The organism is Flavobacterium fryxellicola, from assembly GCF_900143245.1.
Lineage (GTDB): Bacteria > Bacteroidota > Bacteroidia > Flavobacteriales > Flavobacteriaceae > Flavobacterium > Flavobacterium fryxellicola.
Genome location: NZ_FRDK01000008.1, coordinates 93,780 through 109,301, shown reverse-complemented (window position 1 = coordinate 109,301; position 15,522 = coordinate 93,780). Strand labels below are relative to the sequence as shown.

Genomic DNA, 15,522 nt, shown 5'->3' with positions numbered 1-15,522 from the left:
TTTTTAGTTGTCAATAGAAACTAAAAATGGCCTTTATGTTTTTCAATTGGAACCATAAGGCCATCTTTGCCCTATCAAAATAAACAAAAACATTAAAATATATAGTTATGTGTGGAATCGTATGTGCCTTTGATTTAAAACAAAAAGCGGAAGTTTTAAGACCACAAGTATTAGAAATGTCTAAAATTATTCGTCATCGTGGACCGGACTGGAGTGGAATTTTTAGTAATGAAAAAGCTATTTTGTCTCACGAGCGTTTGGCAATTGTGGATCCAGCTTCTGGTAAACAACCGTTGTTCAGTGAAGATAAACAATTGGTTTTAGCTGCAAATGGTGAAATTTACAACCACAGAGCATTGCGTAAACAATTTGAAGGGAAGTACCACTTTCAAACGGAAAGCGACTGCGAAGTAATTTTAGCACTTTATAAAGAGAAAGGACCTCATTTTATAGATGAAATGAATGGAATTTTTGGATTTGCTATCTATGATGTAGAAAAAGACGAATATTTTGTAGCTCGTGACCACATGGGAATTATTCCACTTTACATCGGTTGGGATGAACACGGAACTTTTTATGTAGCGTCAGAGTTGAAAGCACTTGAAGGATATTGTACAAAAATTCAATTGTTTCCTCCAGGACATTACATGACAAGCAAAGACGGCGAATTTGTACAATGGTATAAAAGGGAGTGGACCGATTATGATGCCGTGAAAGATAACGAAACAAACATTCAAGATATTAAAGTTGCACTAGAAGCCGCAGTTCACAGACAATTAATGAGCGATGTGCCTTACGGTGTATTGCTTTCTGGAGGACTAGATTCTTCTATTACTTCGGCTGTCGCCAAAAAGTATGCGCAAAAACGAATTGAATCTGGAGATGTTGCTGATGCTTGGTATCCGCAGTTGCATTCTTTCTCCGTCGGATTAGAAGGTTCTCCGGATTTAGCAGCAGCGCAAATTGTTGCGGATCACATTGGAACCATTCACCACGAAATTAAATTCACAATACAAGAAGGTTTGGATGCTATTCGGGATGTAATTTACAATTTAGAAACTTATGATGTGACGACTATTAGAGCCTCAACGCCAATGTGGTTGATGGCAAGAGTTATTAAATCGATGGGTATCAAAATGGTATTGTCAGGCGAAGGCGCCGATGAACTTTTTGGAGGATATTTGTATTTTCACAAAGCGCCAAACGCAAGAGAGTTTCATGAAGAAAACGTTCGTAAATTAGGGAAATTACACATGTATGATTGTTTGCGTGCCAATAAAAGTTTAGCGGCTTGGGGAATTGAAGGACGTGTGCCGTTTTTAGATAAAGAATTCATGGATGTAGCGATGCGAATCAATCCACAAGATAAAATGATCAACAAGGAACATCCAATGGAAAAATGGGTGCTTCGTAAAGCTTTTGAAGATATTTTACCGCCAAGTGTAGCTTGGAGACAAAAAGAACAATTTAGTGATGGTGTCGGTTACGGATGGATTGATACCTTAAAAGCAACAGTTGCTGTTGAAATTTCAGATGAACAATTAGCAAATGCGAAATACAAGTTCCCTTTGCAAACGCCAACATCCAAAGAGGAATATTATTACCGTTCTATTTTTCATGAGCATTTTCCAAGTGATGCTGCCGCTTTATGTGTACCACAAGAAGCAAGTGTGGCGTGTAGTACAAAAATTGCTTTGGAATGGGATGAAGCTTTCAAAAACATGAATGATCCATCGGGTAGAGCAGTTGCAAGTGTGCATGATGATGCGTATGTTAAAAGTTAATCTGAAATAAAAATCACAACTTATTTATTTAGCTAAAAACCAAGTTTTATTTCTGCAAAGCCATTAAGAATATTAAGGGTTAATGTGACTTAAAATTCTTAATGGTTAAAAAAAAGTATTTTATAGTATTTATTAGTTTTACATTTTAAGTTCAGTAGAAACGCTCTCCATTCGGGAGCGTTTTTTTATGTTGCCACGATATATGACTTATTTTTTATTTTAAAATGCTGTTTATTTCTCTGGTAATAATCAATATTAAATGCAGTTTTTTTATATTAGCACAACTAAATTGTTAATTATGAGATTCATTTCGCTTTTTCTTGCTTTATTGTTATTGATTTCCTGTAGTCAAAAAACTAAAATTTCCGTTGATACGATTATTACAGATGCAACAATTTATTCCGTAGATAACGCTTTTGGAATAGCTTCGGCTATGGCAATCGAAAAGGGAAAAATAGTAGCTATTGGGACCAATAGTGAAATTTCGAAACAATATGAATCAAAGAATACGGTTGATGCTGATGGAAAATTCATTTACCCTGGCTTAATTGATGCACATTGCCATTTCTACGGCTATGGATTAAGTTTGCAGGAAGCTGATTTGCGGGGGACTAAAAGCATGGCTGAAATAATTACTCGTTTAAAGGCTTTTCAAAAAGATAAAAACCCAACGTTTATTGTGGGAAATGGTTGGGATCAAAACGATTGGGAAGTGAAAAAGTATCCTACCAAAGCTGATTTAGATGCTGCATTTCCGGATATTCCTGTCGTCTTGAATAGAGTTGATGGGCATGCTATAATTGTAAACAGTAAAGCGTTGAAATTAGCCGGAATTACAAAAGATACAAAAGCTGATGGTGGTCAAATTGAAATTGCAAATGGAGAGCCATCAGGAATTCTGGTTGATAATCCGATGGAATTAGTCTTTAAAATTATTCCAAAACCAACACGTAAAATACAAATTGCGGCTTTGTTGGATGCTGAAAAAGTGATGTTTGATTATGGTTTGACAACAGTAAATGACGCAGGATTAGATCCAGATATTATTCATTTGATGGACAGTTTACAAAAAGCAAAAGTCATGCGACTAAATGTCTATGCTATGGTCACAGCAAATCAAAAAAACATTGATTTGTATTTAAAAAAAGGAATTTATAAAACGGATCATCTCAATGTACGTTCCTTTAAAATGTATGGCGATGGTGCTCTGGGTTCTCGTGGTGCTTGTATGCACAAGCCGTATTCAGATAAACCAGGCCAATATGGTGCTTTGTTAGCGCCAGTAGCGGGATTGAGAACCGTTGCGAAACAAATTGCAGCTTCAGATTTTCAACTCAATACACATGCGATTGGCGATTCAGCCAATACGGTAATTTTAAAAATATACAAAGAAGTTTTAGCCGATACAAAGGATCGAAGATGGAAAATTGAGCACGCTCAAGTTTTACGTGAAGCCGATTTTGACTATTTCAGATCTGGAATTATTCCTTCGGTACAACCCACACATGCGACCTCCGATATGTATTGGGCGGAAGATCGATTGGGAAAAGAACGTCTTAAAAATGCGTATGCGTATAAAAAATTACTTCAAAAAGCAGGAATGATAGCCCTAGGAACTGATTTTCCTGTGGAAGAAGTGAATCCGATGCTTACTTTTCATGCCGCTGTTGCCCGAAAAGACAGTAAGGAATATCCAAAAGGTGGTTTCCAAATGGAAAACGCTTTAACAAGAGCCGAAACGTTGAGAGGAATGACGCTTTGGGCCGCTTACTCTAATTTTGAAGAAAAAGAAAAAGGAAGTTTGGAAGTAGGCAAATGGGCTGATTTTGTGCTGTACGATCAGGATTTAATGAAAGTGGCAGCGGATAAAATCGTAAAAATGAAACCCTCGAATACTTATTTGAAAGGTCAGAAAGTCAAATAAAGGATTAGAATATTGGTGACAGTTTGTAATTGTAACTCGAATTTCCTATTTAGAGGTGTTTTGATTATGTTTTTAATGTAAAATTAACTTTTTTGTTTCAAATAGTAATTAAATACCCTGCTTGTGTTTTGTATTTGTAACTGCTATTGCATATTTGTTAGGTTGGAGTTGGTGAAAATAAAAAAAGTATTTTATGTGCGGAATATTAGCCATTATTGGAAGAGGAAAAGAAGAGCAATTATTTAGACAGCTGTCAAAAAGAATGACGCATCGTGGACCGGATGAAAGTGATTTTCATATTACGGACAAAGGTCATATTTTAAGTCATGAACGGTTATCAATAATTGATTTACATTCTGGGAAACAACCCATACAAGGTACTAAAACGGCCTACATGGTTCATAATGGCGAAATTTACAATCACCAAGAATTGAGAGATGGTGTTTTGAAAGCACATACTTTTAGAACTAAGTCAGATTCAGAAGTTATTGTGCATCTATATGAGGAGTTTGGCTATGATTTTTGCAACAGGCTAGATGGAGATTGGGCTTTTGTTGTAGTTGATGGAGATGATTTTATAGCGGGTAGAGACCCAATGGGAGTAAAGCCGCTGTATTATGGACTGGATGAAAGAGGAAGAATCTATTTCTCTTCAGAGATGAAGTCTATTTCAGATCAATGCAAAACCTTTTCTACTTTTCCTCCAGGTCATTACTACACTCAAAAAACTGGTTTTGTAAAATATTACAAACCGGAATACGAAGACTATTTAAAAGCAGACCAAGAATTAGATTTTAAATTAATTAGAGAGACCCTAACAGAGGCTACTCGGAAACGATTAATGAGCGATGTGCCTATTGGAGTATTGCTTTCGGGAGGATTGGATTCTTCGTTAACCTCAGCAATTGCGTCTCGATTGTTGGCAGAGAGTGGCAAAAAATTACATTCCTTCTCAATCGGCTTGGATGCAGACGCGCCTGATGCTGCAGCTGCCAGAAAGGTAGCTGCCTATTTAGGGACAGAACATCATGAAGTTCACTTCACTGTCGAAGAAGGCATCCTAATATTAGATAAATTGATTTGGCATTTAGAAACGTATGATGTGACTTCCATAAGAGCGAGTACGCCAATGTATTTTTTGTCGAAAGCAATTACCGATTTGGGTGTAAAAGTAGTGCTTTCCGGAGAAGGAGCGGATGAAATTTTTGGAGGATATTTGTATTTTGCAAACGCACCCTCAGCCGAAGATTTTCAAAAAGAAACTATCGAAAGAGTTCAGAAATTATTTACTGCCGATTTATTGAGAGCAGATAAGTCGACTATGGCACATGGCTTAGAGACAAGAGTTCCGTTTTTAGACAAAGCATTCTTAGATTTGTCAGTTCGCATTAAAGCTGAAGAAAAAATGCCTAAAACGTATGATGGCAAAGAAAAATACATATTAAGAAAAGCATTTGATACGCCAGACAGACCTTATCTGCCTGCAGAAGTTTTATGGAGACAAAAAGAACAATTTTCAGATGGAGTGGGGTACCATTGGATTGATCAATTGATTGAATACTGCGCCACGCAAGTTACGGATGAGCAATTAGCAGGAGCTGCAACAGAATTCCCATACAACTCTCCTGCGACTAAAGAAGCTTATTTTTACAGATCGATATTTAATAAATATTACCCTCAAGTAAGCGCTGCACAAACGGTTAGGAAATGGATTCCCAAATGGCAAGAAAATCAAGATCCTAGTGGAAGAGCAAACGCCGCACACATTCAGGCGGATATTGAAATTGCTAAAACAACTGCGGTGATTTAAAACAATAATTTGAATTATTATAAATGTAGAACGCGCTCCAATTGGAGCGCGTTTTTTTTGTAGTTATATCAACAAATGTTAATAACTTAACGGCCAAAATAGGGAATTTAACGGTTATATAATTTGCGTTTTTATATATTTGCGTGTTAGACAAAAATTACATTTTTTTAGAATAAAATATATGAGCGAAGAAATCAAGAAGGACAGTTATTCAGCAGATAGTATTCAGGCATTAGAAGGAATGGAGCATGTAAGAATGCGTCCATCGATGTACATTGGAGATGTAGGTGTTCGAGGTCTGCATCATTTAGTTTATGAAGTCGTAGATAACTCTATCGATGAAGCAATGGGAGGTCATTGTGATACGATAATTGTAGATATTAATGAGGACGGATCTGTTTCTGTTGAGGATAACGGCCGTGGTATTCCAGTTGGTATTCATAAAAAAGAAGGTGTTTCGGCATTGGAAGTGGTAATGACCAAAATTGGTGCTGGGGGAAAATTTGATAAAGATTCGTATAAGGTTTCTGGAGGACTTCACGGTGTTGGGGTTTCTGTAGTTAATGCTTTGTCAAACCATTTGCGTGCTACTGTTCACAGTAGCGATGGAAAAGTGTATGAGCAGGAATATGAAAAAGGAAAAGCATTATACCCAGTAAAGCAAATAGGAGAAACCACTAAAAGAGGAACTATTGTAACTTTTTATCCTGATGACACTATTTTTCAACAGACTACGGAGTTTTCTTATGACACTTTATCTGCTCGTATGCGTGAATTGTCATATTTGAATAAAGGAATTACAATTACTTTTACAGATAAAAGAGAATTAGATAAAGATGGGAATTTTGTTTCGGAAATATTCCATTCTGATGAAGGATTAAAAGAGTACATCCGTTATTTAGATGGAAACCGGGAGCCCATTATTGCACACGTTATTTCGATGGATCATGAAAAAGGAGAGATTCCTGTTGAAGTTGCCTTAATCTATAATACAAGTTATACCGAAAATATTTTTTCTTACGTGAACAATATTAACACGCACGAAGGAGGAACACACTTGCAAGGTTTTAGAACTGGTCTTACGAGATCTTTAAAGAAATATGCAGATGCTTCGGGAATGTTAGATAAACTGAAATTTGATATTTCAGGAGATGACTTTCGTGAAGGACTTACAGCAATTATTTCAGTTAAAGTTGCTGAACCACAATTTGAAGGTCAAACCAAAACAAAACTTGGAAACAGAGAAGTAGTTTCGCCAGTAAGTCAAGCGGTGAGTGAAATGATAGAAAATTATTTGGAAGAAAATCCAAATGATGCACGAATCATTGTTCAAAAAGTGATTCTTGCAGCACAAGCGCGTCATGCTGCTAAAAAAGCACGTGAGATGGTGCAACGCAAAACCGTAATGGGTGGCGGTGGATTGCCTGGGAAATTGTCAGATTGTTCAGAACAAGATCCTGCAAAATGTGAAGTGTATCTTGTCGAGGGAGATTCGGCTGGTGGAACGGCAAAACAAGGCCGCGATCGTAATTTTCAAGCTATTTTACCTCTACGTGGTAAGATTTTGAATGTAGAAAAAGCAATGCATCATAAGGTTTTTGAAAACGAAGAAATTCGGAATATTTTTACGGCTCTTGGTGTAACCATTGGTACAGAAGAGGATAGTAAGGCATTAAATATTTCAAAATTACGGTACCATAAAGTAATAATTATGTGTGATGCCGATGTCGATGGTAGTCATATTTCTACTTTAATTTTGACATTCTTCTTCCGTTTTATGAAAGAATTAATAGAAGAAGGCCACGTTTATATCGCCGCACCACCTTTGTATTTAGTTAAAAAAGGAAACAAAAAAGAATACGCGTGGAATGATTTACAACGCGATCAAGCGAATGAAAGAATGGGCGGTAGCGCAGGAATTCAACGATATAAAGGTCTTGGGGAAATGAATGCGGAGCAATTATGGGAAACAACAATGGATCCTAGTTTTAGAACCTTGCGTCGGGTGACTATTGACAGTTTGGCGGAAGCCGACAGAGTTTTCTCTATGTTAATGGGTGATGAGGTGCCACCAAGAAGAGAATTTATCGAGAAAAATGCAGTGTATGCTAATATTGACGCATAAGACCGCTAACTGTTGGCTCTTGGCCAAACGATGTAGTGCTAAATAATTAACCAAAAAATAAAAATAACCGACTAAACTTTAAAATATGAAAGTTACCATTGTAGGAGCAGGGAATGTAGGTGCGACATGTGCGGATGTGATTTCTTATAGAGGAATTGCCAGCGAAGTAGTATTATTGGATATTAAAGAAGGTTTTGCTGAAGGTAAAGCTTTGGATATCATGCAATGTGCTACCAATACTGGTTTTAATACTAAAGTATCTGGCGTTACCAATGATTATTCGAAAACAGCAGGAAGTGATGTAGTAGTTATTACATCTGGAATTCCAAGAAAACCAGGAATGACAAGGGAAGAATTAATAGGGATTAATGCAGGAATTGTAAAGACGGTAGCTGAAAATGTACTAAAACATTCACCAGATACTATTATTGTTGTGGTTTCTAATCCTATGGATACCATGACTTATTTAGCTTTAAAATCCACTGGATTGCCAAAAAATAGAATTATTGGGATGGGTGGAGCCCTTGACAGTTCTCGTTTTAGAACCTATTTGTCTTTGGCTTTAGACAAACCAGCTAATGATATTTCAGCAATGGTGATTGGTGGGCATGGTGATACCACTATGATTCCTTTAACAAGATTGGCTTCTTATAATGGAATTCCGGTATCTCAATTTCTTTCTGAAGAGCAATTGCAAAAAGTGGCTGCTGATACCATGGTGGGTGGTGCAACGCTTACAGGACTTTTAGGCACGTCAGCTTGGTACGCTCCTGGAGCATCAGTTGCTTTCTTAGTAGATAGCATTTTGAACGACCAAAAGAAAATGATTGCTTGTTCTGTTTTTGTAGAAGGAGAATATGGTCAGCAGGATATCTGTATTGGGGTTCCGTGCATTATTGGCAAAAATGGAGTAGAAGAAATCTTGGACATCAAACTTAATGATGCTGAAAAAGCTTTATTTGCTAAAAGTGCGGATGCTGTCAGACAAATGAATGAGGCTTTAAAATCGATTTTGATATAAAATTTACAAATAAAAAAGGGAAGACTGCATCTTTGCAGTCTTTTTCTTGAGATTAATCTACAAATAAATTGGTTAATCTTAACGTTAATTATATATTTGCTCGGTTTAAAAAAAATGAGGTAGTGCGGCAGGTTCTTTTTTAATAGTAAAAATGAATGTAAAGTGTTATTATACAGGGTTTAAATCAAAAATAAATAAATAAAAAATAATTAATTTTTAGTAATAATGCAGAATAAAGGACTTATTAAATTTTTCGCAATTCTATTTGCATTGGTAAGTATTTACCAACTTTCTTTCACATTTGTTGCAAGCAAAGTAAAAAACGATGCAAAATCTTTTGCTAATGGGAATGCTGACAAAGAAGTAAAATATTTAGATTCTATCGGTAAAGAAAAAGTATTTAACCTTGGGTTTACCAATTTTACTTTCAATGAAGTAAGTGATAAACAAATCAATAAAGGGCTAGACTTAGAAGGAGGGATTAATGTTATCCTTCAAATTTCTGTAAAAGACATTCTAAAAGGATTATCGAATAATTCTAAAAATCCAGTTTTTAATAAGTCTTTGGCTGATGCAACTGCAGATTTACAAGGGAACAAATCGTATTTAGACAAGTTTTTTGATGCTTTTGAAGCTAATTCAAAAGGAACTGTGAAATTAGCATCTCCGGATATTTTTGCAAACAGAAGTTTGCAAGGTGAAGGTGGTGTTGATTTTCAAATGACCGACTCAGAGGTTCAAAAAGTGATCAAAAGAAAAGTGGACGAATCGGTAGAAAGTGCTTTTGGCGTTTTAAGAAAACGTATCGATCAATTTGGTGTAACACAGCCAAATATTCAAAAATTAGGAAATTCAGGCCAAATTCTTGTTGAACTTCCGGGTGCAAAAGACGTAGATCGTGCTAAGAAATTGTTATCAAGCACTGCTCAATTGCAGTTTTGGGAAACTTACAAAATTGAAGAAATTGGTAATTTCTTAATGGCGGCTAATGAGTCGTTGAAGAAAACAGAAATAAACATTACTGAGGTTAAACCAGTGGTAAAGGATTCCTTAAGTGCTTTGCTTACAGATTCGAAAGATTCTACAGCTGCAAAAAAAGGGGGAAATCCTTTATTTGATAAAATTGTTGGACAAGGTGGAGGTCCAGTTTTAGGGCTTTTCTCTCCAAAAGATACGGCAACTATTAATGGTTACTTGAAAAGAGCTGATATCCGAATTCTTTTACCAGCTGAGCAACGTTATGCTAAATTTGTTTGGGGTATACCAACTACTATTAAAGATGCTAAAGCTAAAGATGTTGAAGTATTAGAACTATATGCTTTAAAAGGAAATAGAGACAATGTGCCTGCGATGGCTGGTGGTGTTATTACTGATGCAAAAGATACTTTTGATCAATCAGGTAAACCTGCAGTTTCCATGCAAATGAACGGTCAAGGTGCAAAATCTTGGGAAGAATTAACAGGTAGAGCCTACACTCAAAAAAGTAATATCGCTATTGTTCTTGATGATGTAGTTTATTCTGCACCAGGAGTTTCAAGCGGTCCAATTTCAGGTGGTAGATCTGAAATTTCAGGAGCTTTTGATGTCACACAGACTAAAGATTTAGCTAATGTTTTAAGAGCAGGTAAATTGCCAGCTACTGCCGATATTGTTCAATCAGAAGTTGTAGGGCCATCCTTAGGTCAAGAAGCAATTGATAATGGTACTAATTCAGCAATTATTGGATTACTAATTGTATCCCTTTGGATGATGATTTATTATGGTAAAGCGGGTTGGTACGCTAATATTGCACTAGCCATAAATTTACTATTCTTATTTGGAATTTTAGCAAGTCTTGGAGCAGTTCTTACATTGCCTGGTATTGCGGGTATTGTTCTTACAATGGGTACTGCAGTGGATGCAAATATCATTATCTATGAAAGAGCAAAAGAAGAATTGAGAGCCGGTAAAACGCTAGAAGAAGCTGTTAAAACTTCGTATAGCTGGAGAGGTGCAATGTCTTCTATTACTGATGCGAATGTTACTCACATATTAACAGGTGCTGTATTATTCATTTTTGGTTCAGGACCAATTAAAGGTTTTGCTACAACATTATTGATTGGTATTATAACTTCATTATTTACTTCTATTTTTATTGCGCGAATCTTTATTGATTGGAACATTAGCAAAAAGAATAATTTGACGTTTGTTACTAACTTCTCTAAGAATATGTTTAACAACTTTCATTTTGATTTCTTAGGGATGAAAAAATGGACGTATTTGTTCTCTAGTATAGTGGTTATCATTAGCGTTGTTTCTTTAGCAACAAATGGTCTAGATCAAGGAGTTGATTTTGTAGGAGGAAGAACATTCCAAGTGCGTTTCGAAAAACCAATAGAGACAGAAACTGTTAAAGCAGAATTAGCGCAAGTTTTTGAAGGTAGTGCCGAAGTAAAAGTATTTGGTAATACTAACCAATTGAAAATTACAACGAAATATAAAGTGCAAGAGCCAGGAATTAAAGCTGATGAAGAGGTGAATAAATTGTTGTTTAGCACCTTGAAAAAGCATTATTCAGCAGACATTACATATGATAAATTTGTAAATGCGTATGAAGGAAAAAAAGTGGGGATTCTACAAGCTTCTAAAGTGGGGCCAACAGTAGCGGAAGATATTAAAACTAACGCTTACTGGGCAGTACTTGGAGCAATGGCAATTGTTTTCTTATACTTGATGATCAGTTACAGAAAATGGCAATATAGTTTAGGTGCGATTGCTGCAGTTGCACACGATGTTATTTTTGTATTAGGAATCTACTCTTTGTGTTATAAATTCATGCCTTTTGGTATGGAGATCGATCAGCATTTTATCGCTGCAATCTTAACGGTTATTGGATATTCTATGAATGATACAGTTATTGTATTTGATAGGGTTCGTGAATATTTAGCTGGAAAAACTAAAGGTACTTTTGCTGAAATTGTAAATCAATCTATTAATACAACGATGTCTAGAACAATCAATACGTCATTAACGATGATTGTCGTTTTGCTAATCATGTTCGTTTTTGGTGGAGAATCTATTAGAGGATTTATCTTTGCAATGTTGGTTGGTATTATAGTAGGAACCTATTCTTCATTGTTTATTGCTACGCCAGTATTGGTTGATACAATTTCAAAAGAAGATAAAAGAAAAGTAGAAAAAGCGCATCAAGAAAGCTAAAATGCTTTTATATAATTTTACAAAAAGAGATTCAGCGAAAGTTGAATCTCTTTTTTTTACCTGAATTCCAACACTTTTTTTTAGTAATTTAACACAGAGTTTTAAAAGTAATAGTCTGTTTTTAAATTAATAGTTATGTTTAGAAGTGTTTTTTTTATTTTGTTTATTTGTTGTCTTTCGATGCTGTCTTTTGCTCAAGTCAAAAATAGGGACGTCCAAGTGGGTTTTGCTTATGGATTAGGTACTGAATTTGAAAATAAAAATTACTCTTATACAAATCACTATTATAAGTTGCAATTTTATTTTGAAGTAAAAGAAACAAAAAAAGTCAGCTATCAAATACTTATCCAGCCAGAACTTAATTTTGCAACGCACCAACTCTTAAATTTGTATTTTATTGAACCGGACGAACCGGATTACATAAAAAAACGAGAACGATACACAAAGTTAAAGGATATAAAAGAGTACGTCTTGAATTTAGGATTTCTAGTCAGGAAACCACTTTCTAATCAAGCCAGTCTCTATGCTTTGGGTAGTGTGGGACCAATGATTACCGATACAGAAACGGAGCGATTATCTAAAGGTTTTGCCTTTGCTGACGTTATTGCTTTGGGAGTTACTTTTAAAATTAATAGAATAACCGTTGATTTAAGGCCAAGTATCCGTCACGTATCTAACGCCGGCCTACAAAAAAAGAATTCGGGTTATACTACTAAAAATATCGACCTTGGATTTTTGTTGGTACTATAAAAAAAGCGTCATCTGCTTTGATACAGATAACGCTTTTCTTTGGTTTTATATTATTTTTTCTAATTCGTAATTTCTCTTTCAGCAGTAAATATAAAATACAATCCTATAAGTACAAAAGGAATACTAAGCCATTGTCCAGTTGAAAACAAACCGAGAGCACTTTCAAAACCGCCTTGGCTTTCTTTAACGGATTCGACGATAAAACGCACAGTAAACAACAGCACTAGAAACATTCCGAAAATAAAGCCTGTATATTTTCTTTTTTCAGTTTTCCAATACAAGTAAAATAAGACCGCAAATACAAAAATATAACAAAATGCTTCGTACAATTGCGTAGGATGTCTTAGCGGCACTTGCTCTAATAAAGCAGCGAATTTTGGGTTTGTTGCAATGGCGGTGTAAGCTTCTTTAGGATTAGGTATCTGAGTTGCATTGACAGCGTCCATCGGGCTAAAGTGGTCTTTTATGAATTTTATTCCAAAGGGTGAAGTTGTTTCATGACCTATGATTTCCGAATTAAAAAAGTTGCCCAATCTGACGAAAATAGCACCACTGGCAACAGGAATAACCACGCGATCCAAAATCCATAACTGCGGTTTTTTCAATATATTTTTACTGTAGAAGTACATAGCAATAATGATAGAAATTGCAGCTCCGTGACTAGCTAATCCTTGAAAACCTGTAAATTCCCATCCTTTAATAATGCTAAATAGAGCTTCATTTGGATTTTCTCTAATGGGTAAGAATATCTCCAATCGGTGATTGCGGTAATACTCCCAATCGTAAAAGAAAACATGTCCTAAACGAGCGCCAATCAAAGTCGCTAATACAGTCCAGATAAATAAAGAATCTAATTTCTCTATCGATTCCCCTTCGCGATCGAAAATATTTTTCATGATATACCACCCTAACCCAAAAGCAATGACAAACATTAAACTGTAATACCGAATTATAAAAAAGCCTAAATCGATTCCTTCTGATGGGTTCCAAACAATGTTTAAAGCATGTGTCATGTATTGTAATTTTGTTATTTTATGTAAAAATAAAGATTAAAAGTAAAATTTGTACTATAAAAACTAATGTTTATGACGGCAAGTTTTTTTAGGCACGGGATCATATCCTGTTTTCCCCCAAGGGTGACAACTCAAAATTCGCTTTGTTCCCAGATATCCTCCATAAAATAACCCATGCGTTTGCAGCGCTTCAATCATGTAGGAGGAGCACGTGGGCTCAAATCGACAAGCCGAAGGTGTGAACGGTGAAATTGCTACTTGATAAAACCGAACTAAAATGATAAATGGTGCAGTTATTTTCATAGTTTCACTAGGGAATTATCAAGGGTATCATATCGTTTGTCCTTTTTTAAGCTCTTTTCTCGATAGAGTTACAAAACATCGGAACGGAAGTGACATTAAATCGAGAAAGTAGTGCCTTCTTTGCCATCTTTAAGTTGGATTCCTAGTGTAATCAATTGATCTCTAATTTGATCAGATAAAGCAAAATTCTTGTTTTCTCTAGCCTGTTTTCTCATTTCGATTAGCATGTTAACTGTTCCTTGTAATTTATCGTTAGTGCTGTCTGAAATTTTTTCGTCTTCTAGTCCTAAAACATCAAAAACAAAAGCATTCATCGTTTTTGCAAAACAGTGCAAGTCATCTGCATTCAAACTCTCTTTTTCCTCTTTTAGCAAATTGACAAAACGAACGCCTTCAAACAACTGTGCTATTAGGATAGGTGTATTAAAGTCATCATTCATCGCATCATAACACAATTGCTTCCATGCTGGAATATTAATAGTGCTTTTTGAGCCTACATTGATTTCTTTTAATGAATTCATTGCTTCCATCAATCGCTTGTATCCTTTTTCAGCTGCTACAATTGCGTCATCGGAAAAGTCAAGAATGCTGCGGTAATGCGCTTGTAACATAAAAAACCGGGCTACTGATGCCGAGAAAGCTTTACTTAAAATCGTATTGTCTCCTGTTAATATTTCTCTTGGTAGAATATTATTTCCGGTAGATTTAGCCATTTTTTTGCCGTTCAAAGTCAACATATTGGCGTGTAACCAATAATTCACCGGAGTTTGACCGGTGCAAGCCTCATTTTGCGCAATTTCACATTCATGATGCGGGAATTTTAAGTCCATTCCACCACCGTGAATATCAAAATGATTGCCTAGGTATTTCGTACTCATAGCGGTACATTCTAAGTGCCAACCCGGAAATCCATCACTCCATGGCGAAGGCCAGCGCATTATGTGCTGTGTTTCTGCTTTTTTCCAAAGCGCAAAATCTTGTGGATTTCTCTTGTCAGTTTGACCGTCTAAATCTCGAGTATTGGTAAGCATATCCTCGATATTTCGACCACTTAATCGCCCATAATGATTGGTTTTATTGAATTTGACAACATCAAAATAAACTGATCCATTGGCTTCGTAACCTATTCCGTTATCAATAATGGTCTTGATAATTTCAATCTGTTCAATAATATGACCCGTTGCCGTTGGTTCAATACTTGGCGGTAAAAAGTTGAAAGCATTCAAAATATCGTGGAAATCTACGGTATATCGTTGCACCACTTCCATCGGTTCTAGTTGTTCCAAACGTGCTTTTTTTGCAATTTTATCCTCCCCTTCATCTACATCATCCACAATATGGCCTACGTCAGTAATATTACGAACGTAGCGAACCTTGTAATCCAAATGCAAAAAATACCTAAAAATCACATCAAAAGACATGAATGTTCGCACATTTCCAAGATGTACATTACTGTAAACAGTTGGTCCGCAAACATACATTCCCACATTTCCTTCGTGAATAGGTGCAAATGTTTCTTTTTCTCCCGAAAGTGAATTGTATATTTTTAAAGTCTGACTCTTATATAAAGGCATTTCAATTTTTTTTTTGAAGC

General features: G+C 35.8%; 10 protein-coding genes. 7 read left to right on the top strand and 3 right to left on the bottom strand.

Features of this window, described 5'->3' with window-relative positions; translation table 11 throughout:
* The first annotated feature begins 107 nt into the window (after positions 1 to 107).
* The 7 genes from asnB (BUA03_RS12225) (at position 108) to BUA03_RS12195 (ending at position 12,612) form a co-directional block, all read left to right on the top strand.
* Entirely contained in the window at positions 108 to 1,784 is a 1,677-nt protein-coding gene (gene asnB, locus BUA03_RS12225) for an asparagine synthase B (RefSeq protein ID WP_066082572.1), read from the top strand.
* Positions 1,785 to 2,082: 298 nt separating this feature from the next.
* Positions 2,083 to 3,708: an amidohydrolase gene (locus BUA03_RS12220; protein ID WP_066082570.1), complete on the top strand. Its 1,626-nt coding sequence runs from the start codon at positions 2,083 to 2,085 to the stop codon at positions 3,706 to 3,708.
* 193 nt (positions 3,709 to 3,901) lie between these two features.
* On the top strand, positions 3,902 to 5,518 hold the full coding sequence (gene asnB / locus BUA03_RS12215) for an asparagine synthase B (protein WP_066082568.1): 1,617 nt from the start codon (positions 3,902 to 3,904) through the stop codon (positions 5,516 to 5,518).
* Positions 5,519 to 5,699: 181 nt separating this feature from the next.
* Complete coding sequence (gyrB, locus tag BUA03_RS12210) at positions 5,700 to 7,643, top strand: DNA topoisomerase (ATP-hydrolyzing) subunit B (RefSeq protein ID WP_066082566.1); 1,944 nt, start codon at positions 5,700 to 5,702, stop codon at positions 7,641 to 7,643.
* A gap of 85 nt (positions 7,644 to 7,728) precedes the next feature.
* Positions 7,729 to 8,664, top strand: a complete 936-nt coding sequence (gene mdh / locus BUA03_RS12205; protein ID WP_066082564.1) for a malate dehydrogenase — start codon at positions 7,729 to 7,731, stop codon at positions 8,662 to 8,664.
* A 225-nt stretch (positions 8,665 to 8,889) separates the two neighbouring features.
* Positions 8,890 to 11,862, top strand: a complete 2,973-nt coding sequence (gene secDF, locus BUA03_RS12200) for a protein translocase subunit SecDF (protein WP_066082562.1) — start codon at positions 8,890 to 8,892, stop codon at positions 11,860 to 11,862.
* A gap of 135 nt (positions 11,863 to 11,997) precedes the next feature.
* On the top strand, positions 11,998 to 12,612 hold the full coding sequence (locus tag BUA03_RS12195; protein ID WP_066082560.1) for an acyloxyacyl hydrolase: 615 nt from the start codon (positions 11,998 to 12,000) through the stop codon (positions 12,610 to 12,612).
* 59 nt (positions 12,613 to 12,671) lie between these two features.
* On the opposite strand, the gene lgt is transcribed toward BUA03_RS12195, so the two are convergent.
* The 3 genes from lgt to cysS all read right to left on the bottom strand — a co-directional run bounded on the left by lgt (position 12,672) and on the right by cysS (position 15,502).
* Positions 12,672 to 13,625, bottom strand: coding sequence for a prolipoprotein diacylglyceryl transferase (gene lgt / locus BUA03_RS12190; RefSeq protein ID WP_066082558.1), 954 nt, complete (start codon positions 13,623 to 13,625; stop codon positions 12,672 to 12,674).
* Positions 13,626 to 13,688: 63 nt separating this feature from the next.
* Positions 13,689 to 13,928: a membrane protein insertion efficiency factor YidD gene (gene yidD / locus BUA03_RS12185; RefSeq protein WP_066082556.1), complete on the bottom strand. Its 240-nt coding sequence runs from the start codon at positions 13,926 to 13,928 to the stop codon at positions 13,689 to 13,691.
* Positions 13,929 to 14,023: 95 nt separating this feature from the next.
* Complete coding sequence (cysS, locus tag BUA03_RS12180) at positions 14,024 to 15,502, bottom strand: cysteine--tRNA ligase (RefSeq protein WP_066082653.1); 1,479 nt, start codon at positions 15,500 to 15,502, stop codon at positions 14,024 to 14,026.
* Between the last annotated feature and the right edge of the window lie 20 nt (positions 15,503 to 15,522).

Excerpts from the sequence above, each read along its gene's own strand:
- yidD (WP_066082556.1), bottom strand. The coding sequence starts at position 13,928 with ATGAAAATAACTGCACCATTTATCATTTTAGTTCGGTTTTATCAAGTA.
- lgt (WP_066082558.1), bottom strand. The coding sequence starts at position 13,625 with ATGACACATGCTTTAAACATTGTTTGGAACCCATCAGAAGGAATCGAT.
- asnB (WP_066082572.1), top strand. The coding sequence starts at position 108 with ATGTGTGGAATCGTATGTGCCTTTGATTTAAAACAAAAAGCGGAAGTT.
- asnB (WP_066082568.1), top strand. The coding sequence starts at position 3,902 with ATGTGCGGAATATTAGCCATTATTGGAAGAGGAAAAGAAGAGCAATTA.
- gyrB (WP_066082566.1), top strand. The coding sequence starts at position 5,700 with ATGAGCGAAGAAATCAAGAAGGACAGTTATTCAGCAGATAGTATTCAG.
- mdh (WP_066082564.1), top strand. The coding sequence starts at position 7,729 with ATGAAAGTTACCATTGTAGGAGCAGGGAATGTAGGTGCGACATGTGCG.
- BUA03_RS12195 (WP_066082560.1), top strand. The coding sequence starts at position 11,998 with ATGTTTAGAAGTGTTTTTTTTATTTTGTTTATTTGTTGTCTTTCGATG.
- secDF (WP_066082562.1), top strand. The coding sequence starts at position 8,890 with ATGCAGAATAAAGGACTTATTAAATTTTTCGCAATTCTATTTGCATTG.
- cysS (WP_066082653.1), bottom strand. The coding sequence starts at position 15,502 with ATGCCTTTATATAAGAGTCAGACTTTAAAAATATACAATTCACTTTCG.
- BUA03_RS12220 (WP_066082570.1), top strand. The coding sequence starts at position 2,083 with ATGAGATTCATTTCGCTTTTTCTTGCTTTATTGTTATTGATTTCCTGT.